The sequence below is a fragment of the Azospirillum thermophilum genome, assembly GCF_003130795.1.
Taxonomy (GTDB): Bacteria; Pseudomonadota; Alphaproteobacteria; order Azospirillales; family Azospirillaceae; genus Azospirillum; species Azospirillum thermophilum.
Genome location: NZ_CP029353.1, coordinates 2459123 through 2485129, shown reverse-complemented (window position 1 = coordinate 2485129; position 26007 = coordinate 2459123). Strand labels below are relative to the sequence as shown.

Annotated in this window: 24 protein-coding genes and 3 pseudogenes; 14 read left to right on the top strand and 13 right to left on the bottom strand. The window is 70.4% G+C overall.

The features are described from left to right. Nucleotides 1-33: 33 nt before the first annotated feature. Both DEW08_RS18065 and sigJ read left to right on the top strand, forming a co-directional pair. On the top strand, nucleotides 34-486 hold the full coding sequence (locus DEW08_RS18065; protein WP_109329477.1) for a carboxymuconolactone decarboxylase family protein: 453 nt from the start codon (nucleotides 34-36) through the stop codon (nucleotides 484-486). After that, complete coding sequence (gene sigJ, locus DEW08_RS18060; protein ID WP_245986410.1) at nucleotides 483-1457, top strand: RNA polymerase sigma factor SigJ; 975 nt, start codon at nucleotides 483-485, stop codon at nucleotides 1455-1457. Before DEW08_RS18065 ends, sigJ begins: the two co-directional genes overlap by 4 nt. On the opposite strand, the gene DEW08_RS18055 is transcribed toward sigJ, so the two are convergent. From DEW08_RS18055 to DEW08_RS18040, 4 genes are all read right to left on the bottom strand, one after another. Continuing rightward, nucleotides 1454-1846 carry a DNA-binding transcriptional response regulator gene (locus DEW08_RS18055; protein WP_109329475.1) on the bottom strand — a complete coding sequence of 131 codons (393 nt, stop codon included), beginning with the start codon at nucleotides 1844-1846 and terminating at the stop codon, nucleotides 1454-1456. The two genes, sigJ and DEW08_RS18055, sit on opposite strands and share 4 nt — an antisense overlap. Before the next feature lie 39 nt (nucleotides 1847-1885). After that, nucleotides 1886-2566: an HAD family hydrolase gene (locus DEW08_RS18050; protein WP_109329473.1), complete on the bottom strand. Its 681-nt coding sequence runs from the start codon at nucleotides 2564-2566 to the stop codon at nucleotides 1886-1888. Between the two features lie 136 nt (nucleotides 2567-2702). Beyond that, on the bottom strand, nucleotides 2703-2987 hold the full coding sequence (locus tag DEW08_RS18045; RefSeq protein WP_109329471.1) for a hypothetical protein: 285 nt from the start codon (nucleotides 2985-2987) through the stop codon (nucleotides 2703-2705). Between the two features lie 181 nt (nucleotides 2988-3168). Beyond that, on the bottom strand, nucleotides 3169-3603 hold the full coding sequence (locus DEW08_RS18040) for a Fur family transcriptional regulator (RefSeq protein ID WP_109329469.1): 435 nt from the start codon (nucleotides 3601-3603) through the stop codon (nucleotides 3169-3171). A gap of 197 nt (nucleotides 3604-3800) precedes the next feature. On the opposite strand from DEW08_RS18040, the gene DEW08_RS18035 reads away from it, so the two are divergent. The 3 genes from DEW08_RS18035 to DEW08_RS32585 all read left to right on the top strand — a co-directional run bounded on the left by DEW08_RS18035 (nucleotide 3801) and on the right by DEW08_RS32585 (nucleotide 6413). Further along, entirely contained in the window at nucleotides 3801-4748 is a 948-nt protein-coding gene (locus DEW08_RS18035; protein WP_109329467.1) for a transglutaminase family protein, read from the top strand. A gap of 475 nt (nucleotides 4749-5223) precedes the next feature. Then, nucleotides 5224-5874: a CBS domain-containing protein gene (locus DEW08_RS32590; protein WP_245986408.1), complete on the top strand. Its 651-nt coding sequence runs from the start codon at nucleotides 5224-5226 to the stop codon at nucleotides 5872-5874. Then, nucleotides 5820-6413, top strand: a complete 594-nt coding sequence (locus DEW08_RS32585) for a sensor histidine kinase (protein WP_245986406.1) — start codon at nucleotides 5820-5822, stop codon at nucleotides 6411-6413. Before DEW08_RS32590 ends, DEW08_RS32585 begins: the two co-directional genes overlap by 55 nt. 128 nt (nucleotides 6414-6541) lie before the next feature. Here DEW08_RS32585 and DEW08_RS18025 read toward each other — a convergent pair whose 3' ends face one another. Beyond that, a complete protein-coding gene (locus DEW08_RS18025; RefSeq protein ID WP_109329465.1) occupies nucleotides 6542-7942 on the bottom strand; it encodes an ammonium transporter in 1401 nt (466 codons plus the stop codon). A 581-nt stretch (nucleotides 7943-8523) separates the two neighbouring features. Here DEW08_RS18025 and glgC point away from each other — a divergent pair. From glgC to DEW08_RS18005, 4 genes and pseudogenes are all read left to right on the top strand, one after another. Then, nucleotides 8524-9791, top strand: a pseudogene (gene glgC, locus DEW08_RS18020) (glucose-1-phosphate adenylyltransferase). A 72-nt stretch (nucleotides 9792-9863) separates the two neighbouring features. Further along, nucleotides 9864-11336 carry a glycogen synthase GlgA gene (glgA, locus tag DEW08_RS18015; protein WP_109329463.1) on the top strand — a complete coding sequence of 491 codons (1473 nt, stop codon included), beginning with the start codon at nucleotides 9864-9866 and terminating at the stop codon, nucleotides 11334-11336. A gap of 85 nt (nucleotides 11337-11421) precedes the next feature. Continuing rightward, nucleotides 11422-13224: a translation elongation factor 4 gene (lepA, locus tag DEW08_RS18010; RefSeq protein ID WP_109329971.1), complete on the top strand. Its 1803-nt coding sequence runs from the start codon at nucleotides 11422-11424 to the stop codon at nucleotides 13222-13224. A gap of 243 nt (nucleotides 13225-13467) precedes the next feature. Then, complete coding sequence (locus DEW08_RS18005) at nucleotides 13468-13950, top strand: hypothetical protein (RefSeq protein WP_109329461.1); 483 nt, start codon at nucleotides 13468-13470, stop codon at nucleotides 13948-13950. Nucleotides 13951-14031: 81 nt separating this feature from the next. On the opposite strand, the gene DEW08_RS31270 is transcribed toward DEW08_RS18005, so the two are convergent. After that, nucleotides 14032-14202 carry a hypothetical protein gene (locus DEW08_RS31270; protein ID WP_168220390.1) on the bottom strand — a complete coding sequence of 57 codons (171 nt, stop codon included), beginning with the start codon at nucleotides 14200-14202 and terminating at the stop codon, nucleotides 14032-14034. A 222-nt stretch (nucleotides 14203-14424) separates the two neighbouring features. On the opposite strand from DEW08_RS31270, the gene DEW08_RS18000 reads away from it, so the two are divergent. The 4 genes and pseudogenes from DEW08_RS18000 to DEW08_RS33880 all read left to right on the top strand — a co-directional run bounded on the left by DEW08_RS18000 (nucleotide 14425) and on the right by DEW08_RS33880 (nucleotide 17936). Beyond that, nucleotides 14425-15276, top strand: a complete 852-nt coding sequence (locus DEW08_RS18000; protein ID WP_109329459.1) for a LysR substrate-binding domain-containing protein — start codon at nucleotides 14425-14427, stop codon at nucleotides 15274-15276. Nucleotides 15277-15325: 49 nt separating this feature from the next. After that, on the top strand, nucleotides 15326-16267 hold the full coding sequence (locus DEW08_RS17995; protein WP_245986403.1) for an SH3 domain-containing protein: 942 nt from the start codon (nucleotides 15326-15328) through the stop codon (nucleotides 16265-16267). A gap of 86 nt (nucleotides 16268-16353) precedes the next feature. After that, nucleotides 16354-17240 (top strand): annotated as a pseudogene (locus DEW08_RS32580) (DUF3369 domain-containing protein); the annotation flags it as partial. A gap of 60 nt (nucleotides 17241-17300) precedes the next feature. Continuing rightward, entirely contained in the window at nucleotides 17301-17936 is a 636-nt protein-coding gene (locus DEW08_RS33880) for an HD-GYP domain-containing protein (protein WP_425429123.1), read from the top strand. A gap of 24 nt (nucleotides 17937-17960) precedes the next feature. On the opposite strand, the gene DEW08_RS17985 is transcribed toward DEW08_RS33880, so the two are convergent. The 7 genes from DEW08_RS17985 to DEW08_RS17955 all read right to left on the bottom strand — a co-directional run bounded on the left by DEW08_RS17985 (nucleotide 17961) and on the right by DEW08_RS17955 (nucleotide 25163). Then, a complete protein-coding gene (locus tag DEW08_RS17985) occupies nucleotides 17961-18383 on the bottom strand; it encodes a response regulator (protein ID WP_245986400.1) in 423 nt (140 codons plus the stop codon). 425 nt (nucleotides 18384-18808) lie between these two features. Further along, nucleotides 18809-21220 (bottom strand): phenylalanine--tRNA ligase subunit beta, encoded by a 2412-nt coding sequence (gene pheT, locus DEW08_RS17980; protein ID WP_109329454.1) that lies wholly within the window; start codon nucleotides 21218-21220, stop codon nucleotides 18809-18811. A gap of 12 nt (nucleotides 21221-21232) precedes the next feature. Next, nucleotides 21233-22300, bottom strand: coding sequence for a phenylalanine--tRNA ligase subunit alpha (pheS, locus tag DEW08_RS17975; protein ID WP_109329452.1), 1068 nt, complete (start codon nucleotides 22298-22300; stop codon nucleotides 21233-21235). Between the two features lie 131 nt (nucleotides 22301-22431). Beyond that, nucleotides 22432-22803: a 50S ribosomal protein L20 gene (gene rplT, locus DEW08_RS17970; RefSeq protein WP_109329450.1), complete on the bottom strand. Its 372-nt coding sequence runs from the start codon at nucleotides 22801-22803 to the stop codon at nucleotides 22432-22434. Nucleotides 22804-22823: 20 nt separating this feature from the next. Then, nucleotides 22824-23024 carry a 50S ribosomal protein L35 gene (gene rpmI / locus DEW08_RS17965; protein WP_109329447.1) on the bottom strand — a complete coding sequence of 67 codons (201 nt, stop codon included), beginning with the start codon at nucleotides 23022-23024 and terminating at the stop codon, nucleotides 22824-22826. A gap of 186 nt (nucleotides 23025-23210) precedes the next feature. Further along, nucleotides 23211-24161, bottom strand: a complete 951-nt coding sequence (gene pip, locus DEW08_RS17960) for a prolyl aminopeptidase (protein ID WP_109329445.1) — start codon at nucleotides 24159-24161, stop codon at nucleotides 23211-23213. Between the two features lie 153 nt (nucleotides 24162-24314). Beyond that, nucleotides 24315-25163, bottom strand: coding sequence for a thermonuclease family protein (locus DEW08_RS17955; RefSeq protein WP_109329443.1), 849 nt, complete (start codon nucleotides 25161-25163; stop codon nucleotides 24315-24317). 100 nt (nucleotides 25164-25263) lie between these two features. On the opposite strand from DEW08_RS17955, the pseudogene DEW08_RS32570 reads away from it, so the two are divergent. Continuing rightward, a pseudogene (locus tag DEW08_RS32570) lies at nucleotides 25264-25938 on the top strand (M48 family metalloprotease); the annotation flags it as partial. Nucleotides 25939-26007: the final 69 nt, after the last annotated feature.

Below are 26007 nucleotides of genomic sequence, written 5' to 3'. Positions count from 1 at the left end.
GTGGCGATCGTCACCCGAACAGGATGAAGCACCATGGACATGCGCTTTTCCGTCCCCGCCGCCACGCCCGATCTCTACAAGGCGCTCCACGGCGTCTCCGCCGCCATCACCCGCTCGGGCCTGCCGCAGCGGCTGCGCCACCTGATCGACCTGCGCGTCTCGCAGATCAACCACTGCGCCTTCTGCATCGACATGCACGGCCGCGAGGCCCTGCGGGAGGGGGAGACGCAGGAGCGGCTGGATGCGCTGGCCGGCTGGCGGCAGTCGCCGCTGTTCGATCCCGACGAGAAGGCCGCCTTCGCCTGGGCCGAGATGCTGACCCGCACCGAGCATGGGGCGGTCGAGCAGGGGCTCGCCGAGCTGCGCCGGCATTTCAGCGACGGGCAGGTCGCGGCCCTGACGGTGGCGGTGGCGACCATCAACGCCTGGAACCGGCTGGGCATCGCCCAGTTCCGGGACCAGCCCGCCGCGGCCGCCGTCGCGTGACCGCGCAGCCGCTTACCGAAGCGTCTCCTGCCGCCTGCGGCGACGAGGACGGCCGCGCCCGCCTGGATCTGTTCCGGTCCGAGCGGGCGCGGCTGCGCGCGCTGGCCTATCGCATGACGGGCTCGGTCAGCGACGCCGAGGACATCGTCCAGGATGCCTGGCTGCGCCTGACCCGCATCGACCCGCAGGCGATCGAAGCGCCGCGCGCCTTCCTCACCACGCTGGTGACCCGGCTGGCGCTCGACCGGCTGCGCAGCGCCCGCCACACGCGGGAGCGCTATGTCGGACTGTGGCTGCCCGAGCCGGAGGTGTCCCACTGGGACCAGGCGTCCTGGGCCGACGGCCCGCCGGACAGCCTGGCGGAGCGGGATGCCGTCCCCTTCGCCATGCTCCTGCTGCTGGAGACGCTGACGCCGGAGCAGCGGGCGGTCTTCGTCCTGCGCGAGGCGATGGACCTCGACCATGGCGAGATCGCCGCCATCCTGGGCAAGACGCCGGAGGCCTGCCGGCAGATCCTGCGGCGCGCCAGGGCGAGGATCGCCGAGCAGGGGCCGGCGACGACCGTCCGCCACCCCCCGGCCCGGTCCGGCATCGCCGCCGCCGGACGGAAGCTGGCGGAGGCCTTCGCCGAGGCCAGCGCCCGGCGCGACTATGCCGGCATCGTGGCCTTGCTCGGCGAGCAGGCGGAGTGGCTGAGCGACGGCGGCGGGGTCGTGCGCACGGCCCGCAACAGGTTGGTCGGACCCGACCGCATCGCCCGCTTCCTGATCGGCATCCAGCGAAAGTACGACACCACGCTGGAGATGGTGCCGGTGCTGGTGAATGGCGGGCCGGGGCTGATGACCTCGCTGAACGGGACCTTTCGCTCGATCATCGGGCTGGAGGTGGCCGATGGCCGGATCCTGCGCCTGTTCCAGGTGCTGAACCCGGAGAAGCTGCGCCACCTGGAGACCGCCGCGGCGAGCGGTTAGGCCACCAGCTCTTCCAGGCAGCGGTCGAGCTGGTCGAGCCGGACCGGGCGGGTCAGGATGGTGAAGTGCCCGCCCTCCTGCAGCAGCAGGGGACTGTCGGCGGTCAGCACGATGCGGGTGCGGGGATAGAGCATCGAGGCGAGCGCCACCGTCCGCTCGCACTCCTCCTGCTCCAGGTCGGCGGTGCCGCGGGACAGGAAGGCGACGCTCGGCGCCTGGCTGCCGATGATGGAGAGCACGTCGAGCGGGCTGGCGGCCTCCGACACCTGGAAGCCGCGGTCGTTGAGGTGACGGGACAGGGTGGCGCGCTGCTCCGCATCCCGGTCGGCGACGACGGCGCGGCGGCCGCCGAAGCCGCGCGGCGCGATCGGGACGTCGATGCTGAACATGTCCCCTCCCCCTCCTCGATATGACCTTGGATATAGCGGCTAAACGGAAATTTGTAAATGATCCGGCCGGCGTTTTTGAAATTTTTTTATGGTCACGACCACGCCCCGGTCGAGGATGGACAGCATGGGAAGGTCGCTCGGCCGGTTGCCGTAGCCCCAGGTCTCGGCAAAGGGACCGTGTTGCTCGATCCAGGCCTTGACGCGCTGGGCCTTGTCCAGCCGCACGCAGTTCCCGGTGCTCAGCCGGCCGGTCAGGTGGCCGTCCACCACCTCCATGCCGGTCGCCAGCAGGTCGTCGACCTCCAGGCCGCGCAGCAGGGTCGGCATGTAGACGTCCAGCGCGCCGGTGGCCACCACCACGCGGCGGCCCTCGCGGAGGTGGGTCCGCAGGGTTTCCAGCAGCGGCTCGTGCCAGCGGATGCGGCGGGCCAGCCGTTCGGCGGCGGCCTGGGCGTCGGCGAGGGGGAGGCCGCGCAGGGTCCGCTTCAGCAGGATGGTCTTGACCGAGCCGGGAAAATCGACGCCCGGCCCGCGCCCGCGCACATGGCGGTGCATGCCGGAGCGCAGGGCGTCGGCGAAGGCCAGCCGGGCGCGGTGGCGGCCGATCACCTCGCCCACGAACATCAGGAGGCTGTCGCCATGGATCAGCGTGCCGTCGAAGTCGAAGAAGGCGACGCCGGTCGCGGCACCCGCGGCCCTGATCGCGAGGGGAGGCGGCACGGCGAGGCCGGTCGCGGGGGCAGGCTGGCGGCGAGGCTGGTCATGATCCCCCTTATCCGGCCGCCCGCAAGGCGGAGCAAGGGATTTTCCGGAAGACGGACCGGAGGTCAGAGTTGCCCTGGCGGGATGGCCGGCGTCAGTGCAGGTAGGGAGCCCGGCCGGCGGCCCCGCCGCCCGCGCCATCCCCCGTCTCGGCGTCGTCGGGGTCGGCCGGCTGTTCGATCATCAGGTCGCAGGCGGCATCCTCGAGCTGGGCGCGGATGGCGATCAGCAGGCTGATGATCTCGCCATTGTCCTGCTCCAGGGCGCGCAGGCGCTCCTCCAGCCGGTCCATCCGTTCCATCAGCCGTTCCGACAGCCGGTCGAGGCGGTCGAGAATCGGGTCCTTGCTGCTGTCGTCCATCGCGAGGCCGTGGTCCATCGGTTGCGTCGCTGTGGGCGTAACGTGGTGGCGAGGCGGCGGTCCGCCCAGATCCGCACCCGGCGCACTCCGCAATCGATACCGGATCAGCCCTGCGCGGTCCGGCTGGCGAATCCGGAGGATAGCCCGGCGGACGACGGCCCCCGACCTTCCGACTCTCCCGCCTTGCGAGTCACCGGCCTCACGAGTCTCCCTGGGGCTCCTGCCGGCGGCTGCGCGCCACGCCGTACAGCTCCAGCCGGTGGCCGATCAGGTCGTAGCCGAGCTCGCGGGCGATGGCCTCCTTCAGCCGCTCCATCTCCTCGCTGGCGAACTCCACCACCTCGCCGGTCTCGACGTCGATCAGATGATGATGGTGGTCGGTCCGCGTCTTCTCGTAGCGGGCGCGGCCGTCGCCGAAGTCCAGGCGGTCGATGACGTGCGCCTCCTCGAACAGGCGCATGGTGCGGTAGACGGTGGCGATGGAGATGCGGGGATCGATGGCGGACGCCCGCCGGTGCACCTCCTCCACGTCGGGATGGTCGGTGGCCTCCGAGAGGACGCGCGAGATCACGCGCCGCTGGTCGGTCATCTTCAACCCCTTCTGAACGCAGAGCTCTTCGAGGCGCGACGGCATGGATGGTCCCTGTCCACAGCGGTTTGCGATCATGCCCGACGGTCCTGCGCCGTCCCGTCCGGCCCGATGCCCACATATCACCAATACCCAAGTATAATAGTGTGTTTCGGAACCATTCTCAAATGTCCCCGTTGCGTCGTCGCCGCACCGGCCGACCGCGACGGCGCGGCCTGCCCGGCAGCCAGAAGGGGGCTGCGATGAAGATTCTCGATATCCGCCACACCACGACCTACCGCTATGCCCGGCCGGTGACGTTCGGCGACCACCGGCTGATGTTCCGGCCGCGCGACAGCCACGACCTGCGGCTGCTGGCGACCGGCCTGACCATCACCCCGGCGCCGTCCCGCGTGCGCTGGCTGCACGACGTGTTCGGCAACTCCATCGCCGTCGCCAGCTTCGCGGGCGAAGCGGCCGAGCTGACCTTCGAGAGCCACATCAAGGTGGCGCATTTCCCTCTGGCGGACTCGGGGGCTGAGGCCATCGAGTTTCCCATTGAGGACTACGCCCGGACCTACCCCTTCAGCTATTCGGCGGAGGAGGTGCCGGATCTGGCCCGCACCACCCAGCGCCATTATCCCGACCCCGACCACAAGGTGGACGACTGGGCCAAGCGCTTCGTCGCCGGGGCCGACGGCATCCCTGAGACCCAGGCGATGCTGGCCGCCATGACCGTCGCGATCAAGGAAGGCTTCACCTACCAGGCGCGCGACGCCGAGGGCACCCAGCCGCCGGTGGAGACGCTGGAGAGCGGCAGCGGCTCCTGCCGCGACTTCGCCCTGTTCATGATGGAGGCGGTGCGCTCGCTGGGCTTCGCCGCGCGCTTCGTCTCAGGCTACCTCTACGATCCGGCGCTCGACCCCGGCGCCGCCGGCGGCTGCGGCATCCAGGGCGGCGGGGCGACCCACGCCTGGGTGGAGGTCTATCTGCCCGGCGCCGGCTGGGTGGAGTTCGATCCGACCAACGGCATCATCGGCGGCAAGAACCTGATCCGCGTCGCCGTCGCCCGCGATCCCGGCCAGGCGATCCCGCTCGGCGGCTCCTGGACCGGGGCGCCATCCGACTATCTGGGCATGACCGTGGACGTCCGCGTCACCGCCGGAACCGGGGAGCCGGTGGTGCAGATGCCGGCGGCCCCGGTGGCCTGACCCCCCCTCGGGCGGCGTGGTGCGCATTGTGCGGATCCTTCCGGCCGCACAATGGGCCGAAGCCCCGCTTTTCCCTTTTGCGCCAGGGACTTGTCCGGGCCTCCCTCCGGCGGCCGTTGTGCATCGGCTGCACGATGCCGCGGCGACTCGGCCTTGCGCCGTCCGCCCTGACGCCCGCCCGGGCCGTGGGCCGGGGCCGGGCACGGCGATGCGGCGCGTACCGGACGGGCCGGGCTGCGCGCGGTGCTGATCGGGATCGGGCGGCGATGGCGCCAGAGTAGCGCGGCGGCCGGGGCAGGACAACCACCGCCGGAAAAAAGGGCGGCGAAGTGGCGGCCCCGGCCGTGGCCCGGCCGGCAACCAATTGCTCATAAAGGGAAGATAGCCTATCTGGATCAGGCCGCCGTCCGCGTCCGGCCTTCGGGTCGCCGCCGGGCGTTCAGGCGGTCCCTTCCGGCAGGAGCGAAGGAGTATCGTGTCCAGTCCCGACCCGAGCAGCCGGACGAGTCCCCACTGCGACGCGGATGCCGAACCCGGCGCCGCGGCGCTGGCCGTCCCGGTCCCCCCGGTGCCGGCGGAGGCGACCTGCGCCGCGGCCCTGCGCCTGTTCGAGGGGATGCGGCACGGGCAGGATGCCGCGGCCCTGCCGGTGGTCGACCGCGACGGCGCGCCGCTCGGCCTCGTCGGGCGGGCGGCGGTGGAGGCGGCCCCGCCGGCCCTGCCGGTGACCCGCGTGATGGAGGAGCCGGTCCTGCTGGTCGACGGCTCGCTGACGCTGGAGGATGTCGCGCGCCGGGTGGCGCGGGCCGAACCGGCCGGCGGCCTCTTCCTGGTGGTGGACGGGCAGGGGCGCTGCCTCGGCACCGCCACGACGGCGGGCCTGCTGGCCGCGCTGGCCGACCAGTCCGACCACCGTCTCGTGCAGCTTGCCGAGGCCCGGCGGGCGACCGAACTGGCGGTGAAGCGCAAGACCGCCTTCCTCGCCAACATGAGCCACGAGATCCGCACCCCGCTGAACGCCATGATGGGCTTCGCCGAACTGCTGGAGCAGGAGGTGCTGGGCCGCATGCCGTGCCGCTCTACCGCGACTATGCCCACGACATCGCCGAGAGCGGCCGGCATCTGATGGAGCTGATCAACGACCTGCTGGACCTGTCGAAGGCGGAGGCCGAGCGGCTGGTCCTGCATGAGGGGGTGGTCGACGTGCCCCGCACCGCCGCGGTCTGCGCCCGCCTGCTGACGGAGCGCGCCGGCCGCGCGCAGGTGCGCATCGCGGTCGCCGTGCCGGAGTCCCTGCCGCCGCTGCACGCCGACGAGCGCAAGCTGCGCCAGATGCTGCTGAACCTGCTGTCGAACGCAGTGAAGTTCACGCCCGCCGGCGGCACCGTCCTGCTGACCGGCCGGTTGCCGGAGGCGGGCGGGCTGGAGCTGTCGGTGCAGGACACCGGCATCGGCATGAGCGACCAGGAGCTGGCGAAGGCCCTGGAGCCCTGGGGCCAGATCGACAGCGCGCTGAGCCGCCGCCATGTCGGCACCGGGCTGGGGCTGCCGCTGACCAAGCGGCTGATCGAACTGCATGGCGGCAGCCTCGCCATCGTCAGCAACCCCGGCCAGGGCACCACCACGACCCTGTCCTTCCCGCCCGACCGCGTGCTGCGCGTCTGACGGCGCGGCGGCGGCGCCCGTCCCCCGCCGGCCCGTCCCCCGGCTTGCCAGCCCCCAAAAGAAAAGCCGCCGGGGGAGACCCGGCGGCAGTTCGGATGGAGGGACAGAGTGATCCGGTCGGAGCGGGCTCAGTGGATCGTTTCGCCGTGCAGGGCGAGATCCAGGCCGTCGCGCTCCACATCCTCGTCGACGCGCAGGCCCATCACCACGTCCACGACCTTCAGCAGGACGAAGGTGGCGATGGCGCACCAGCCGATCGTCCAGACCACGCCCTGGATCTGGATCCACAGGGCGGCGGCGTTGCCTTCCAGCATGCCCAGCGTGGTGTCCGGGGCGTCCTTCAGGACGGCGGCGAAGGCGCCCTCGCTGTTGGCGACCGACATCTTGGCGAACACGCCGGTCAGGATGGCGCCGATCAGGCCGCCGACGCCGTGCACGCCGAAGGCGTCCAGGCTGTCGTCATAGCCCAGCATGCGCTTCAGGCTGGTGGCCGACCAGAAGCAGATGACGCCGGCGACGATGCCGATGATGATGGCGCCCGTCGGATCGACGAAGCCCGCGGCCGGGGTCACGGCGACCAGGCCGGCGACCGCACCCGAGATGATGCCGAGCACCGACGGCTTGCCCTTGGCGGCCCACTCCGCGAACATCCAGCCCAGCGCCGCACCGGCGGTGGCGATGTGCGTGGCGGCGAAGGCCATGCCGGCGCGCGGACCGGCGGTCAGCGCGGAACCCGCGTTGAAGCCGAACCAGCCGACCCACAGCAGCGAGGCGCCGATCAGCGACAGCACCAGGTTGTGCGGCATGAAGTTCTCGTTCGGGTAGCCCTTGCGCTTGCCGATGACCAGCGCCGCGACCAGACCGGCCACGCCGGCATTGATGTGGACGACGGTGCCGCCGGCGAAGTCGAGCACGCCCAGGCCGAACAGGAAGCCCGCCGGGTGCCAGACCCAGTGCGCGATCGGCGCATAGACGACCAGCGACCACAGGGCGGTGAAGACCAGCAGCGACGAGAACTTCATGCGGTCCGCGAAGGCGCCGGTGATCAGCGCCGGGGTGATGATCGCGAAGGTCATCTGGAACATCATGAAGACCGGCTCGGGGATGGTCGTCGGGACCGCCGCCGAGGTGCCCTCGCCGAGCGTGAAGGCCTTGGTGAAGTCCAGCCCCTTCAGGAACAGCCGGTCCAGGCCGCCGACGTAGGCGCCCTCGCCGGTGAAGGCCAGGCTGTAGCCGATGACGTACCACAGCACGCTGATCAGCGCGGTGATCGCGAAGCTCTGCATCACGGTGGCCAGCACGTTCATCTTGCGGACCATGCCGCCGTAGAACAGGGCCAGGCCCGGGATGGTCATCATCAGCACCAGCGCCGTCGATACCAGCATCCACGCGGTGTCGCCGTTGCTGAGGGTGGGACCGGCCGGCGCGGCGGCGGCGGCCGCATCCTGCGCAAGGGCGTCGCCGGGCAGCCCGGCCAAGCCCAGAGTCACCGCCAGTGTCGGTGCGGCCAGAAGGAACAGACGGTTCATCGAGGCTCCTCTTTCTCGCTAATCGCTTTCGGCCCGTCGCGGCTGGTCCGGGGCTCCGGTGGAACCGCCGGGGGGCCGCGTTGGGTGACCCCGTCCCGGCCGCCCCATCCCCGGCGATGGCGGGGCGGCGGGCGGGACCAAGGACAGCCCTTCATCTACAAGAAGCGTGCCACGTCGAAAGGGCTATGAATCGCCAGGGTTGTCGCCGCCGCAGGATCGGCAACGGGCAGCCTCCGGCGAGTCGCGGACCCTCTCTGCTCAAAAAATAGGCTGTTTTCCGGAGGCTGTTTTCCGCGCAACTTCCGTGCCTTGGGCTGTTGATTCCTGTCGAAGCGCGCGAACCGGCCCGGCAGAGTGACCGCCTGCCGGCCAGATGATGAATTTTTGTGCAGTTTTTGCGGTCCGGGGCATGCGGCCTTGCGCTTTCGCCGTAGTCCGCCCCTGCGGCGACAGGTCCACCGGTGTAGGCCGCTTTCCGCCTCCTCGGCCTATTGGCCCTGGTCGGGGATTGTGGCACGGTCACGCCTGCGCCGGCCGCGCGGAAAACGGCAAGAAGACGGCTTAGGGAGAGGAACACCGCCATGCTCGACAAACGGGATCTGCGTCTTGCGCCGCGGCGCGCGATCGCCCTGGTGCTCGCGGGGGACGCGGCAGCCGGCTGAAGCAGCTGACCGACCGCCGCGCCAAGCCCGCCACCTATTTCGGCGGCAAGTTCCGCATCATCGACTTCGCGCTGTCGAACTGCATCAACTCGGGCTTCCGCCGCATCGGCGTGCTGACGCAGTACAAGTCGCACAGCCTGCTGCGCCACCTGCAGCGCGGCTGGAACTTCTTCCGCGGCGAGATGAACGAGTTCTGCGACCTGCTGCCGGCGCAGCAGCGCATCAGCGAGACCGCCTGGTACCAGGGCACCGCCGACGCCGTGTACCAGAACCTGGACATCCTGCGCGCGCACGAGCCGGAGTACATCCTGATCCTGGCCGGCGACCACATCTACAAGATGGATTACGGTGCGCTGCTGCTGGACCACATCGCGCGGCAGGCCGACGTGACGGTCCCCTGCGTCGAGGTGCCGCGGGAACAGGCCACCGGCTTCGGCGTCATGCACATCGACGAGACGCACCGCGTCATCGACTTCGTGGAGAAGCCGGCCGATCCGCCCGCCATCCCCGGCAAGCCCGACAAGGCGCTGGCCAGCATGGGCATCTACGTCTTCAACGCCGACTTCCTCTATGCCCAGCTCGAACGCGACGCCGACCAGCCGGGGTCGAGCCGCGATTTCGGCAAGGACATCATCCCGCATCTGGTGAAGAGCGGCGCCCGCGTGATGGCGCACGACTTCGCCGACAGCGCGATCCTGAACGGCCCGGATTCGGAGCCCTACTGGCGCGACGTCGGCACCATCGACGCCTATTGGGAGGCCAACCTGGACCTCTGCCACGTCACGCCGCAGCTCAACATGTACGACCGCGACTGGCCGATCTTCACCTACCAGGAGCAGCTTCCCCCGGCGAAGTTCGTCTTCGACGACGAGGACCGGCGCGGCATGGCGGTGGACAGCCTGGTGTCGGGCGGCTGCATCATCTCCGGCTCGACGGTGCGGCAGTCGCTGCTGTTCAGCTCGGTCCGCGTCAACTCCTACAGCGAGCTCGACCAGGCGGTGGTCCTGCCGGAGGTCGACATCGGCCGCCACTGCCGCCTGAAGAAGGTGGTGATCGACCGCGGCGTGGTGATCCCCAACGGCCTCGTCGTCGGCGAGGATCCGGAGGAGGACGCCCGGCGCTTCTACCGCAGCGAGGGCGGGGTCTGCCTGATCACCGCCGAGATGATCGAGCGGCTGCAGGGCTGAGTCCCGGCCTCCGGGGCGCGGGGAAGACCGAAGTACAGGAAGTACAAGAAGAGCAAGAAAGGCCCATCGTCCATGCGCGTCCTGTTCGTCACGCCGGAATGCTACCCGCTGGTCAAGACGGGGGGGCTGGCCGACGTGTCGGCCGCCCTGCCGCCCGCGCTGAACGCCGCCGGGGCGGATGTGCGGCTCCTGCTGCCGGGCTATCCGGCGGTGCTCGACGGGCTGTCCAACCTGCACGAGGTGGGCGAGCTGATCACCGACCTGCCGGGTTGCGACCGCGCCCGGCTGCGCATCGGCCGCACGCCGGACGGGGTCCTGGCCTATGCGCTGGACGCGCCGGCGCTGTTCAACCGCCCGGGCAACCCCTACCTGGGGCCGGACGGCAAGGACTGGCCGGACAACGCGATGCGCTTCGCCGCGCTGTCCTGGGCGGCGGCCGGCTTCGCGGCGGAGGAGGGCTACGATCCCTGGTGGCGGCCCGACGTGCTGCACGGCCATGACTGGCAGACCGGCCTGGTGCCGGCCTATCTCGCCCTGCGTCCCGACCGCTTCGCCGGGCCGCGGCGGCCGGGGACGGTGCTGACCATCCACAACATCGCCTATCAGGGCTGGTTCGGCGCCTGGATGATGGGCGACGTCGGGTTGCCGTCCTCCGCCTTCCGGGTCGACGGGGTCGAGTATTACGGCGGCATCGGCTACCTGAAGGCCGGCTGCTTCTATGCCGACCGCCTGACCACGGTCAGCCCGACCTACGCCCACGAGATCCAGACGGAGGAGCAGGGCGCCGGCCTGCAGGGGCTGCTCGCCGGGCGGGCGGACACGCTGAGCGGCATCCTGAACGGCGTCGACTATGCCGTGTGGGATCCGGCGCGCGACCCGCATCTGCCGGCCCGCTACGGCGCCGGCGACCTCGGCGGCAAGGAACTGTGCAAGGCGGAGCTGCAGTCGGCCTTCGGCCTCGACCGCCGGGCGGACGCGCCGGTCGCCGCGGTGGTCAGCCGCCTGACCTGGCACAAGGGGCTCGACCTCGTGCTGGAGGCGGCCGGGCACTGGCTGTCCTGGGGCGGCCAGCTCGTCGTGCTGGGCAACAGCGAGCCGGGGCTGGAGGGCGGCTTCAAGCAGCTCGCCCAGGCCAACCCGCAATCGGTCGGCGTGCGCATCGGCTATGACGAGGCGCTGTCCCACCGCATCCAGGCCGGGGCCGACCTGTTCCTCGTGCCCTCGCGCTCGGAGCCCTGCGGCCTGACGCAGATGTACGCGCTGAAGTACGGCACGCTGCCGCTGGTCCGCCGCACCGGCGGGCTGGCCGACACCATCGTGGACGCCAACCCGGCGGCGGCGGCCGACGGCAGCGCCACCGGCTTCCAGTTCGTCAACGCCAACGCGCAGGAGCTGATCTGGGCGCTGCGCCGCGCCGTCACCCTCTACCGCAGGCCCGGGCGCTGGCAGGCCATGCAGCGCCACGCCATGACCCGCGACTTCGGCTGGCACCGCCCGGCGGAGGAGTACATGGAGCTGTACCGGGGGGTGATGGGGCGGGTGTGACGGATTGCAGGGGACCGACACCGCCATTGCGCCCATCCCCCGTCCGCCCTATGTTCCCGGCAAACTCTCGTTCGTCCGGGCCCCGATGACTGACCTCTCGCACATCCGCAATTTTTCGATCATCGCGCATATCGACCACGGCAAGTCCACGCTGGCCGACCGGCTGATCCAGCTCTGCGGCGGGCTGGACGCGCGCGAGATGCGCGAGCAGGTGCTCGACAGCATGGACATCGAGCGGGAGCGCGGCATCACCATCAAGGCGCAGACCGTCCGGCTGCTCTACAAGGCCAAGGACGGCCGGCAGTACACGCTGAACCTGATGGACACGCCGGGCCACGTCGACTTCGCCTACGAGGTCAGCCGCAGCCTCGCCGCCTGCGAGGGCTCCATCCTGGTGGTCGACGCCAGCCAGGGCGTGGAGGCGCAGACGCTCGCCAACGTCTATCAGGCGATCGACAACAACCACGAGATCATCCCCGTCCTCAACAAGATCGACCTGCCGGCGGCGGAGCCCGACCGCGTCAAGCAGCAGATCGAGGACGTGATCGGGCTGGACGCCACCGACGCCGTCGAGATCTCGGCCAAGTCCGGCCTGAACGTCGGGGCGGTGCTGGAGGCGATCGTCGAGCGGCTGCCGCCGCCCAAGGGCGATGCCGACGCCGAGCTGAAGGCCCTGCTGGTCGACAGCTGGTACGACCCGTATCTCGGCGTCGTCATCCTGGTGCGCGTGGTCGACGGGCGGCTGAAGGTCGGCCAGAAGGTCCGCTTCATGTCCACCGGCTCGGCGCACGAGGTCGACCGCGTCGGCGTCTTCACGCCCAAGGCGCTGCTGACCGGCGAGCTGGGGCCGGGCGAGATGGGCTTCATCACCGCCGCCATCAAGGACATCACGCTGACCAAGGTCGGCGACACCATCACCGAGGACCGCCGCCCGGCGGCCGAGCCGCTGGCCGGCTTCAAGCCCTCGGTGCCGGTGGTGTGGTGCGGCCTGTTCCCGGTGGACTCCGCCGACTTCGAGCGGCTGCGCGATTCCTTGGGCAAGCTGAAGCTGAACGACGCCAGCTTCCATTACGAAGCCGAAACGTCGGCGGCGCTGGGCTTCGGCTTCCGCTGCGGCTTCCTCGGCCTGCTGCATCTGGAGATCATCCAGGAGCGGCTGGAGCGCGAGTTCAACCTGGACCTGATCACCACCGCCCCCTCGGTGGTCTACAAGCTCTACATGACCGACGGCACGGTGATGGATTTGCACAATCCGGCCGACATGCCCGACGTGATGAAGATCGACCGCATCGAGGAGCCGTGGATCAAGGCCACGATCATGCTGCCCGACGAGCATCTCGGCGGCATCCTGCAGCTCTGCACCGAGCGGCGCGGCCAGCAGATCGAGCTGACCTACGCCGGCGCCCGCGCCATGCTGGTCTACCGCCTGCCTCTGAACGAGGTGGTGTTCGACTTCTATGACCGGCTGAAGTCGATCAGCCGCGGCTACGCCAGCTTCGACTACCAGATGGACAGCTACGAGGAAGGCGACCTCGTGAAGATGTCGATCCTGGTGAACGGGGAGCCGGTGGACGCGCTCTCCATGATCGTCCACCGCAGCCAGGCCGAGCGCCGCGGCCGCCAGCTCTGCGAGCGGCTGAAGGAGCTGATCCCGCGCCAGCTCTTCAAGATCGCCGTGCAGGCGGCCATCGGCGGCAAGATCATCGCCCGCGAGAGCATCGGCGCGCTGCGCAAGGACGTGACCGCCAAGTGCTACGGCGGTGACATCAGCCGCAAGCGCAAGCTGCTGGACAAGCAGAAGGAAGGCAAGAAGCGCATGCGCCAGTTCGGCCAGGTCGAAATCCCGCAGAGCGCCTTCATCGCCGCGCTCAAGATGGGCGACGAGTAACCGGCTGGCTCCGGCCGCCGCGAGAAAAGGGGCCTTCGGGCCCCTTTTTTGTTTCAGGCCGGTGCAGGGCCTGCCGATGCTGCGGCGGCGGCCAGCCTGACCTCTGCCGCAACCCTCCCATTCGGCGAACTCGGGCCGGGCGGTGAAACAAAACCGTGCCGGCAGGTGTCCTTCCCTGTGCGGGTGGCCGCGCTCCATGACGGAGCGTTCGGCTGGCCCGCCCTAATCCAGGGAGGATTTGATATGCGCAGGCTTCTCGCGGTCGCGGTTCCGGTCATCGCCCTGCTGGCGGCTCCGGCCATGGCGCAGACGGGGTCCGCCGCCAAGGGCCAGTCGTCCGCCCGCTCGTCCGAGACCATGGACACCGGCGCCCGCGACATCGTCGCGTCGCGCGATCTCGTCGGCAAGCGGGTGATGTACCGCCATGGCGGCGGCGTCGCCGGCACCATCCAGGACGTCACCACCGGCACCGACGGCCGGCCGGCCATCGCGCTGAAGGTGCCGAACGCCGACCAGCCGCTGATGATGGTCCCGTCCGACTTCGAGCGGCGCGGCAACAGCATCATCCTGATGCATGACCGGGAGGAGGTCGCCCAGCTCGTGCAGTTCGCCCGTCAGGCGGCCACCGGCTTCGGCAGCTCCACCGGCGGCGCGGGCATGGGAAGCGGCACCGGGATGAACTCCGGCGCCATGGGCACGGGGCCGCGCACCGGCGTCGGCCAGTAACCGCGGCAGGTGCTCCCGACCGATAAAGAAAGGCCGCCGCCCGCCCCTCGTGGGGATCGGGCGGCGGCCAGGTCGCTGGGTTCAAGGGATCAGGATGCCCAGCAGGACCAGCAGCGGACCGCAGTTGCGCAGGTCCGGCATATGGCTCAGCCGCAGGCGGACAGGCTCCCGCAGCGGCTTCATCGGGCGCTGGGGCCGCTCCATGCGGCCGGCCTCCAGCACGATGGTGGTGATCGCGTCGAAGACGCCCATGGTGGTGGTTCCGTTCTTTTCGGGTTGGTTGGCCCCACCATGACGCGGACCGTAAAGCCGATGAAACGAATAGGCTTTATGAGGTCATTATCCCCCGTAATGAGCGGGATGCGCCTCTGACCCGCCGCGGCCCGCATTGCGGCGGCCGGGACGGTCTGCTTCAATGATCCTGCCGATGGTCCCAGGGCCGGCGCCTGTCCGCCGGTGCAACCCGAGTCTCCCATGCCCGCCAATCTCGACACCGACCTGCTGCGCGCCTTCGTGGCGGTTGCCGAAACGCTCAGCTTCACGCGGGCCGGGGAGCTGGTCGGGCGGACCCAGGCCGCGGTCAGCCAGCAGGTGCGCCGGCTGGAGGAGGCGGTGGGCAAGCGCGTCTTCGAACGCGACACCAAGGGCGTGCGGCTGACCCGCGACGGCGAGGTGCTGCTGACCTACGCCCGCCGCATGCTGACGCTGAACGACGAGGTGATGGCCCTGATGCGCCGCACCAGCACGGTCGCCAGCGTCCGCATCGGCACGCCCGACGATTATGCCACCATGCTGCTGCCCGACGTGCTGGCCCGCTTCGCCGGCACCGACCCGGAGGTGATGGTGGAGGTGGTCTGCGGCAACAGCCCGGACCTGATCGCCGGGATCGGCCGCGGCCAGTACGACCTGGTGCTGGTCACCCGCCACCCGGAGGACCGGACCGGCGAGCTGATCCGCAAGGAGCGCACGGTCTGGGTCGCCCCGCCGGCCCCGGGGGTGGAGCAGTCCGATCCCCTGCCGCTCGCCCTGTTTCCCAAGGGCTGCGTGGTGCGCGACCTCGCGGTTTCGGCGTTGGAGCGGATGGGGCGCGGCTGGCGCACCGTCTTCACCAGCAAGAGCGTCGTCGCCGTCCATGGCGCCGTGCTCGGCGGCCTCGGCGTCACCGCCATGGAGGCCTGCACCGTGCCGCCCCAGCTCCGCCGGCTGGGACCGGCGGACGGCTTTCCCGAGCTGCCCGACGTGGACATGGCGCTGCACCGCGCGCCCGGCCCGCTGTCGCCGCCGGTGCGCCGTCTTGCCGATGCGATTCACGACCTGTTGGGATAACCCGTCCTATCTATAGTGGGACGGAACGGCCAAGACGGGGATGCGGGCGATGACGGGCTGGTGGGGACGGGCGTTGGGGGCGGCCTGGCTGCTGGCGGCGCTGCTGGGCGGGATGCCGCCCGGGCCGGCGCTGGCGGAAAGCCCCGTCGCGATCGGCGCCCCGCTGTCGGGAGAGGCGGTGCTGAACCGCGACGTGGAGGTGCGCATCGGCCCCTCGCAGGAGGCCCGCATCATCATGACCCTGCAGCAGGGCAAGGTGCTGAACGCGCTCGACACGCCGCGCGGCACCTCCTGGACCAAGGTGGCCATCGGCGGCCAGCCCATCGGCTACGTCCCGTCCGATTCGCTGGATCCGGCCCTGATGATCACCGGCCGCGCCTCCATCGGCGGGGCGACGGCGGCGCCGCCCAAACCGGCCAAGCCGGGGGAGCCGGCAGCGGCCGCCAGCGGCCGCACCGCCGCGGTGGTGCCGAAGGCCGCCTGGGATCTGGCCGCCCAGGTGCCGGCCCAGGGCTATGTCGTCGCCTCCCGCCCGATCTCCGCCACCGAGATCCTCGACAACCGCAAGCGCCGCGGCTTCACGCTGCGCAAGGGCGACGTCGTCGGACTGCTCGACGTGTCCAACGGGCAGGCCACCCTGACCCTGCCCGGCCGGACCCGCGCCATCGCCCCGGTGGACGGGCTGATCGGGGTGGTGGCGCCCTATCCGCTGCCGGGCATGCCGCCGCTGGAGCCCGGCATGCTCTATGCCGTGAAGCTCGGCCAGTACCTGAACCATGCCGAGGGGATGCGCGCCTGGCAGAGCTTCGCCGCCGGACCGGGGGCTGCCTACCGGGAGCTGCCGCCGATGGTCTGGCCGGTCTTCCGCGGCGGCAGGGCCTTGTACGACGTAGGGGTAGGGCCGTTCACGCGGTTGCAGGTGGATGGGGTCTGCGGCACTCTGGCACAGCGCGGGATCGATTGTAACGTGATCGAACTTGAAACTTTTTGACCTTTCTTAATGTATTTTTTCCATGATATTGCCCGCCGGTTCACGTCCCGGCCAAGGGCCACCCGGCAGCAGGGCTGTAGCAAGCGATGAGCGACACGGACGACGATCTGTTCTTCCTGGACGAGGCGGATGGCGGCGGCGGCGCGGCGGAACCCGGCAAATGCTGGAAGATGCTGATCGTCGACGACGAGCCGGAAGTGCATGCGATCACCAAGCTCGTGCTCGCCGACTTCGTCTACAAGGGCCGCCCGGCCCACTTCATCTCGGCCTTCTCCGCCGCCGAGGCGCGGCGCGTGCTGGCCAGCGAGACGGACATCGCCATCATCCTGCTGGACGTGGTGATGGAGACCGACGACGCCGGGCTGCAGCTCGTCCACCATATCCGGGAGGAGCTGAAGAACCGCCACGTCCGCATCATCCTGCGCACCGGCCAGCCGGGACAGGCGCCGGAACGGGCGGTGATCCTCGACTACGACATCAACGACTACAAGGCGAAGACGCAGCTCACCGCCCAGCAGCTCTTCACCACGACGGTCGCGGCGCTGCGCTCCTACGAGGACATCACCACCATCGAGGCGAACCGCCGCGGGCTGGAGAAGATCATCGAGGCGTCGTCGTCGCTGTTCCGCGTGCGTTCGATGAAGCTCTTCGCCGCGGGGTGCTGACGCAGCTTTCCGGCATGCTGGGGGTGGGGCCGGACGCCATCCTGTGCGTGCAGCGCCGCGACGTGCGCGACAATGCGCCCGAGGGGCTCTATGTCCTGGCCGGATCGGGCCGGTACGAGGCGCTGATCGACGAGCCGGCGACCGAGCATGTCGATCCCGCCGTGCTGGAGGCGGTGCGCCGCTGCCTGGAGAGCCGCGGACACCAGTTCGCCGGCGACCACTGCACGCTCTACATCCGGGCGCCGAACGACCGTGAGAACGTCGTCTACCTGCGGTCCGACCGGCCGCTGTCCGACCTCGACCGCCGGCTGATCGAGCTGTTCTGCGGCAAGATCTCCATCGGATTCGACAACCTGCACCGCTACGAGATGCTGCACCGGGCGCAGGAGGGCACGCTGGCGGCGCTGGCCGACCTTGCCGAGCGGGCGGGCGGCGAGCCGGAGGAGAGCCGCAGCGGCAGCCGGTTCGAACGCTCGCTGCGCATCGCCGCGGTGACGGAGCGGCTGGCCCGCCGGCTGCACCAGCAGGGGTTCTACCGCGACACCATCGACGAGCCCTTCCTGGGCATGGTCGGGCTCGCCGCCATCCTGCACGACGTGGGCAATGCGACGGTGGAGCCGGCGATCCTCGGCAAGTCCGGCCCGCTCGACGAGTCGGAGCGGGCGGCGATGCAGAAGCACACGCTGGCCGGCGCCACCCTGCTGGACCGGGCGAGCCGTCTGGCGGAAGACCGCAGCCATCTGCATCTGGGGGCGGAGATCGCCCGGTCGCATCACGAGAACTGGGACGGCAGCGGCTATCCCGACGGGCTGCGCGGAGAGCGGATCCCGCTGAGTGCCCGGATCGTCGCGGTGGCCGACGCCTACGACGCCATCACCCGCGACCGTCCCTACCGCCCCGCCCGCAGCCATCAGGCGGCGGTGGAGGACATCCGCCGCCTGTCGGGCATCCGCTACGATCCCCGGGTGGTCGACGCCTTTCTCGACATCGCCGAAGAGCTGTAGGGGGAGCGGGGACCGCCGGACGCCTCAGCAGCGGATCAGGGCGTCCACCGCGTCGCGCAGCGGGGCGACCTGCACCGGCTTGTGCAGCAGCCGGCAGCCCAGCGCCGCCGCCTCCGTCTCGCGCTCCGGCGTGGTGTCGCCGGTCAGGATGATCGCCGGCACCGGCCGGCCGGCATGGCTGCGCACCAGCTCCACCGCCTGCACGCCGGTCTCGCCGCCGGGCAGGAAATGGTCGGCGACCACCAGATCGGGCAGGACCGGCCGCTGGCGCAGACGGTCGTCGAGCTGCGCCAGGGTCATCGCCGTCAGGACCTCGTATCCCCAGCCATCCAGCAGCAGGGCCAGCCCTTCGACGATGGAGGCGTCGTCGTCCACGACGATCACCGTGCCGCCGATCGCCTGGGGGGCGGGGGTCACGAGCGTCCGGTCAGGAAGTATGGCCATCATCAGGAGTGCCTCGCGCGTTCGGTCAACGTTCGACAAAGCCTATCCAAGAGCAAGCAACCACCTCTACGGATGTGGTCTTTCGGTGATCGCTCCGCCCGGAGGTGGATGTCCGAAAGAAGGCCGGAGCGATCCCCACCCCCTCAATAGGCCGGAAACCGACAGAATTCGCTTCGAATTTAGGAAATATAACGCCGCCATGCCTTGGTCTGGAGAAGGGCCTGATCAAGACGGTCCTTGATCATATGCGTAGGAAAATCCTGCCGGGTTGCGGCAATGCGCGAACCGGTTGCAGCCTTGCCCTTTCGTTTCCTGGACCTGCCGACCCGGGACACGGACGGTACAACGAAAAAGAGCCCCCGCCGGGGCGGAGGCTCCTTTCGTAAGAACGGGGGCCGATCGGTCCGGATGCCGAACGGTCCGGGCGATCAGCCGCGCAGGCTGCCGCCGGTCGCCTTGATGACCGAGGCGACGATCTTCTGTCCGACCGCCTCGATCTCCTCGTCGGTCAGGGTGCGGTCGGTCGGCTGGTAGGTGACGGAGATGGCGACGGACTTCCGGCCGTCCTCCACCCCCGGCCCCTGGTAGATGTCGAACACCGACACCTCCCTGACCAGCGCCTTGTCGCCGCCGCGGGCGGCACGGACGATCTTGTCCGTCTCGACGTCGCGGTCGACGACGAAGGCGAAGTCGCGCTCCACCGGCTGGAAAGGCGAGAGCTGCAGCATCGGCTTGGCGGTGCCGCCCTTCTTCTTGGGCAGCGGCACGGCATCCAGCAGGACCTCGAAGCCGACCAGCGGGCCCTTGACGCCCAGCGTCTCCAGCACCGAGGGATGGATCTCGCCGAAGCGCGCCATCACGGTCGGGCCGAGTCGCAGCACGCCGGACCGGCCGGGATGGTACCAGCCGGGGGCGTCGGTGGTGACCTGCAGGTTGGCCGTCGGGGCGCCCGCCGCCTCCAGCACGGCCAGCGCGTCGGCCTTGGCGTCGAACAGGTCGACGGCGCGGGCCTTCACCGCCCAGTGGCGCGGCACCGCGTTGCCGGCGCGGATGCCGGCGGCGACGGTGTCCTGCCCGTCCGGCGCCGGGCTGCGGAAGGCCGGGCCGACCTCGAACAGGCCGGCGTCGGCATAGCCGCGGTCGGCGTTGCGGCCGGCCGCCTGGATCAGGTTCGGCAGGATCGACGGCCGCATGACGTCGAGGTCGCTGCTGATCGGGTTGACCAGCCGCAGCCCGTCCGCCACCCCGCCGAACAGATCCGCGACGGGGGAGGCGAGGAAGGACCAGGTGACCGCTTCCGACAGGCCGCGCCCGGCCAGCGTGCGCTTGGCGAGCATCACCCGGCGCTGCTTCAGCGACAGGGCCGGGCGGGCCAGCACGGTCTCGCGCGGCAGCGGCGTCGCCGGGATGGCGTCGAAGCCGTGGACGCGCAGCACCTCCTCCACCAGATCGGCCTCGCCATGGACGTCGGCGCGCCAGGAGGGGACGCCGACATGCAGGCTGCCGTCGTCGTCCTCGCCCTCGATGGCGAAGCCGAGGTCGGTGAGGATGCGGAGCTGCTCGTCGCGCGGCAGGTCGACGCCGCCCAGGGTCTTCACCCGGCCGGGGCGCAGCGTCAGGCTGCGGCGCCAGGACGGCTCCGCCCCGGCGATGACGATCTCCGACGCCTCGCCGCCGCACAGATCGAGGATCAGGCGGGTCGCCCGCTCGATCCCCTCGACCACCGCGGCGGGATCGACGCCGCGCTCCAGCCGGTAGCGGGCGTCGGACTCCACGCCCAGCTTGCGGCCGGTCTGCGCGGTGCGGACGGTGTCGAAGATGGCGGCTTCGAGGAAGACGTTGGTCGTCACCTCGGTGCAGCCGGAAGTCTCGCCGCCGATGATGCCGCCCAGCGCCTCGGCCCGCTCATGATCGGCGATCACCGTCATGGACGGGTCGAGCGCATATTCCTTGCCGTTCAGCGCCGGCAGCGTCTCCCCCTCGCGCGCCAGCCGCACGACGATGCCGCCGGTCACCTTGTCGGCGTCGAAGGCGTGCAGCGGACGGGACACGTCGAAGGTGATGTAGTTGGTGATGTCCACCAGGATGGAGATCGGGCGCAGGCCGATGGCCGTCAGCTTGTCCTGCAGCCACTTGGGCGACGGGCCGTTCTTCACCCCGCGGAAATAGCGGCCGACATAGTAGGGGCAGGCGTCCGGCGCCTCGATCTCGACCCCGATCGGACTTTTGAAGGAACCGGGGACCGGGGTGGCGTCCAGCCGCCCCTCGGTCAGCGGCTTCAGCCGGCCGAGGCCGGCCGCCGCGAGGTCGCGGGCGATGCCGCGCACGCCGGCGCAGTCGGCGCGGTCGGGCGTCAGGTTGATGTCGATGACCGGGTCGCCGAGGCCGGCATAGTCGGCGAAGGGGACGCCGACCGGCGCATCCTCCGGCAGGTCGATGATGCCGTTGTGTTCCTCGGAAAGCTTCAACTCACGCTCCGAGCACATCATGCCGTTCGACTCGACGCCGCGGATGACGCCCTTCTTCAGCGTGATGTCGGAGCCCGGGACATAGGTCCCGACCGGGGCGAAGACGCCCTTCATGCCGGCGCGCGCGTTGGGGGCGCCGCAGACGACCTGCAGTTTCTCACTGCCGGTATCGACCGTCAGCACGCGCAGCTTGTCGGCGTCGGGGTGCTTTTCCGCCGAGACGACCTGGGCGACCCGGAAGGGCGCCAGCTCCTTCGACCGGTCCTCCACCCCTTCGACCTCCAGGCCGAGGGCGGTCAGCTTCTCCGTGATCTGGTCGAGCGTGGCGTCGGTTTCCAGATGGTCCTTCAGCCAGGACAGCGTGAACTTCATGGGTCCGGTTCCTCAGCGCGTCAGGCCGTGGGCGATGTTCGGGATGTCGAGCGGGACGAAGCCGTAGTGCTTCAGCCAGCGCAGGTCGGCCTCGAAGAAGGTGCGCAGGTCGGGGATGCCGTATTTCAGCATCGCCACGCGCTCCACGCCCATGCCGAAGGCGAAGCCCTGGTAGCGCTTGCTGTCGATGCCGCAGGCCTCCAGCACGTTGGGATGCACCATGCCGCAGCCGAGGATCTCCAGCCAGTCGCCGTAGTTGCCGAGCTTCAGCTCGCCGCCGCCGCGCTTGCAGCCGATGTCGACCTCGGCCGACGGCTCGGTGAAGGGGAAGAAGCTGGGGCGGAAGCGCAGCGGCAGGTCGTCGACGTCGAAGAAGGCGCGGCAGAACTCCACGAGGCAGCCCTTGAGGTGCCCCATGTTGGTCGACTCGTCGATGACCAGCCCCTCGATCTGGTGGAACATCGGGGTGTGGGTCATGTCGTAGTCGGAGCGGTAGGTGCGCCCCGGCGCGATGATGCGGATCGGCGGCTTCCTGTTCAGCATGGTGCGGACCTGCACCGGGCTGGTGTGGGTGCGCAGCAGCATCTTCTTGTCGGCGGAATCCGGCAGATAGAAGGTGTCGTGCATGTCGCGCGCCGGGTGGCCGGGCGGGAAGTTCAGCGCCGTGAAATTGTGGAAGTCGTCCTCGATGTCCGGCCCTTCGGCGACCTCGAAGCCCATCTCGGCGAAGATGGCGACCATCTCGTCCATGGTCTGGCTGATCGGGTGGATGCGTCCCTCGGTCTCCGGCCGGACGGGCAGGGTGACGTCCACCCGCTCGGCGGCCAGCCGGGCCTCCAGGGCCGCGCGGGACAGCTCGGCCTTGCGCGCGTCGATGGCGGCGGCAACCTCGTCCTTCAGCAGGTTGAGCTGCTGGCCGCGCTCGCGCCGGTCTTCGGGCGACAGGCCGCCCAGCTCCTTCATGAAGCCGGTGATGCGCCCCTTCTTGCCCAGGGCGGTGACCCGCACCTCTTCGAGGGCGGTGAGGTCGGCGGCCGCCTTGACCTGCGACAGGAGTTCGTCTTTCAGCGCGTCCAGCATGGGTTCGTCCCGGCCAACGGAGTGGAAGTGCGAGCGTAACGAAAAAAGGGAGCCGGACCCAGAGGCCCGGCTCCCTTCTTGATGTCTGGCGCCTGCTGTCAGGCCGCCTCGCGGAGAACCGCGGGCGATCCTTAGGCGGCGGCCTTGGAGGCGAGAGCGGCCTGGGCCTTGTCGACGAGCGTCTTGAAGGCTTCCGGCTCGCGGGCCGCCAGATCGGAGAGGACCTTGCGGTCGATCTCGATGCCGGCCAGCTTGATGCCGTTGATGAAGCGCGAGTAGGTCAGGCCGTACTGGCGGACGCCGGCGTTGATGCGCTGGATCCACAGGCCGCGGAAGTCGCGCTTCTTGTTGCGGCGGTCGCGATAGGCGTATTGAAGGGCCTTTTCGACCTTCTCGATCGCGATGCGGAAATTGGTGGAGTTGCGGCCCCGATAGCCCTTGGCGAGCTTCAGGATCTTGCGATGACGGGCGTGGGTGGTAACGCCGCGCTTGACACGAGCCATGGTCTAAATCCTTCCGAGCGTTAGGCGTTGCGCAGCCAGTTCTTCAGCACGATGCGCGCGTCCGGTTCGGACAGCGTCATCATGCCGCGCGCGTTGCGCTTCATGTTCGGGGACTTCTGCTCGAGGCAGTGGCGCTTGAACGCCGCCTGGGCGCGGACCTTGCCGGAGGCGGTCACCTTGAAGCGCTTCTTGGCGCCGCTCTTGGTCTTCAGCTTGGGCATTTCGGGTTCCTTGGATAAAGGTTGGCCTTCCGAACGGAACGGTTGGGCATGCCCTGAGCCTTTCGGCCCGGCCTCGCCGCCCGTGGAAGGTTGGCCTTATACGCGCCGCGCGCGGGGGATGCAAGGGGCAGGTCGCGGGCGGGGTGGCGGAAAGGCCGTTCGCCGCTGCCCGCCGCCTCGGCCCTGCTAGCGGTACTGCTTGAAGCGCTCCGTCGCCTGGACCAGCGCCGCGCGGATGCCGGGCTCCATGGCGGAGTGGCCGGCGTCGGGGACGATGCGGTAGTCGGCCTCCGGCCAGGCGCGGTGCAGCTCGTCGGCGGTGACGACCGGGCACACCACGTCGTAGCGGCCCTGGACGATGGTCGCCGGCAGGTGGCGGATGCGGTGGAGGTCGCGCAGCAGCTTGTCCTCCGGCTGGAAGCGGTTGGAGCGGAAGTAATGCGCCTCGATCCGCGCCAGGCCGAGGGCGTGGTTGTCCTCGCCGCTGGCGGCGATCAGCTCGGGCGAGGGCAGCAGGGACGAGCAGCTTCCCTCATAGACGCTCCACGCCCGCGCGGCGGCCATCCGCACCATGCTGTCGGGCGAGGTCAGCCGCTTCCAGTAGGCCTCCAGCAGGTCGCCGCGCTCGTCCGGCGGGATGTGGCCGGCGAAGGCCGCCCAGGCTTCCGGGAACAGGGTGCGCATCGAGTAGAGGAACCAGTCGATCTCCGCCTTCCGCATCAGGAAGATGCCGCGCAGGATCAGGCCCAGGCAGCGCTCCGGATGCGTCTGGGCATAGGCGAGCGACAGGGTGGAGCCCCAGGAGCCGCCGAACACCAGCCAGCGCTCGATCTCCAGCCGGCGGCGCAGCGTCTCCAGATCGGCGACCAGCAGCTCGGTGGTGTTGTTGCGCGTCTCGCCCAGCGGGGTGGAGCGGCCGGCGCCGCGCTGGTCGATCACCACGATGCGGTAGTGGGCCGGGTCGAAGAAGCGCCGGTGGGTGGGCGAGGCGCCGGCGCCCGGACCGCCATGCAGGAAGAGGACGGGCACGCCGCGCGGGTTCCCGGCCTGCTCCCAGTAGAGCGTGTGGATCTCGTCCACCGCCAGGGTGCCGGATTCATAGGGGTCGATGGGCGGAAACAACTCGCTGCGGGGCATGGTCTCGGTCCTGTGGTTCGGAGGCGGAGTGTAACGGCGCTTGACCGTGTTCCGCCAGACGTCAAGAACCGCCTGCGGCGATTTCCGTCCCGCCTCGGGCGTGAGCGGACGGTCCGTGGAAGGCGGGCGGGAAGGCGGGCGGGAAGGGAGCGGTCAGTCGCCCTCCGCATCCGCGTCGCGGCGGCCGGGCGGCGGCCCGGCTCGGCGGACGGTGCGGGGCGGAGGTGCCGGCGGCTCCAGCCGCTCGATCTGTTCCGGATGCGTAACCTCGACGACCGGGCCGTTGCGCAGGCCGATCCATCCGCGCACCCGCACGCGCCGGCCCTCGAAGGACAGCGGGTCGATGCCGGCTTCGGCGGCGGCGCGCATCGCCGCGCGCCCGAGATGGACGGTGACGTCGGTCCGCCAGTCTTCGCCGAAGTCCAGATAGGCCTCGCCCCCGCTCTTTTGCACATGCAGCACGCGCCCTTCGACGATCTGGAAACTGTCGCGGTGGCGGGCGAGTTCCTCCGGTTCCGAGGCCCAGCGCACCTCGTAGGCCCGGCTGCGCCAGAGGCCGCGCCCGGCCTGCCGGGCGGCCTCCTCCGCCGCCAGCATCCCGGCGGCCAGCCCCCGGCTGTCGGGGCGGGTGTGGACGCGGGCAAGGCCGGCCGTCAGCAGGGCGCCCTGCAGCCACAGCCCGTCGTCGCGCTGCAGATGGGCGAGCAGCCGGCCGTGCCGGTCGGTGATCGCCTCGCCACGGACCGAGACCTGACGGCCGAGCGCGAGGTCGGCGAGGGCGGTCGCCGCCGCCTCGGCCAGCGGCCATGACCGGCCGTCGCCCGGTCCGGCCCCCGCGGGCGGACGAGGCGCTTCGATTCCGGCGAGGCGGACCTGCCGGCCGTCCTCCAGCACCAGCGTGTCGCCGTCGACCACGGCGACGACGCGCCAGGACGGGGCAGCCCCGGCGGGAAGCGCAGCGACGGCCAGCCAGAAGGCGAAGGCCGCCGCGAGCGGCCGCAACGGGAAGCCGGGGCCTCCTCCGTCCGGACGAGCTTGAAGCGGGACGGCGGAGCGACGAGATCCGGGAGGAACAAGCGTCCCCCGCCAGGGTTTGTCCGATATGCCGCCCGTGACCCGCCGCACCGCGCCCCGATCCCTGCTGGCCGCCCTGATGGCGGCGCTGCTGCTCGTCTGCGCCCCCGTGACGCCGGCCCCGGCCGGCCTGTTCGACGCCGACGAGGAGGCGCTGGGCGCGCAGGAGCACCCGAAGATCCTGGCACAGTTCGGCGGGGCGGTGAAGGACCGGCGGCTGCAGGCCTATGTCGAAGGAATCGGCCGGCGGCTCGCCGCCACCACCGAGCGGGCGAACGAGCCCTGGACCTTCACCGTGCTGGACAGCGACGTCATCAACGCCTTCGCGCTGCCCGGCGGCTATGTCTACATCACCCGCGGCCTGATCGCGCTGGCGAAGGACGAGGCGGAGGTGGCCGGCGTGCTGGCCCACGAGATCGGCCACGTCACCGCCCACCATTCGGCCCAGCGGCAGCAGCAGCAGACCATCGCCGGGCTGCTGGCCGCCGGGGTCGGGATGGTGCTCGGCAACCCGGAGCTCGGGCAGCTCGCCGGGCTCGGCGGCAGCGCCGTCGTCGCCAGCTATTCCCGCGCCCAGGAACTGGAGGCCGACAGCCTGGGCGTCGAGACGCTGGTGCGGGCCGGCTACGACCCCTTCGCCATGGCGACCTTCCTGGAGACGATGCGGCGCTACGGCCAGCTCGAAGGACTGCGCAGCGGCAAGGGGGAGAGCGGCTTCGACTTCTTCGCCAGCCATCCGGCGACGGAGGACCGGGTGTGGAAGGCCGCCGAC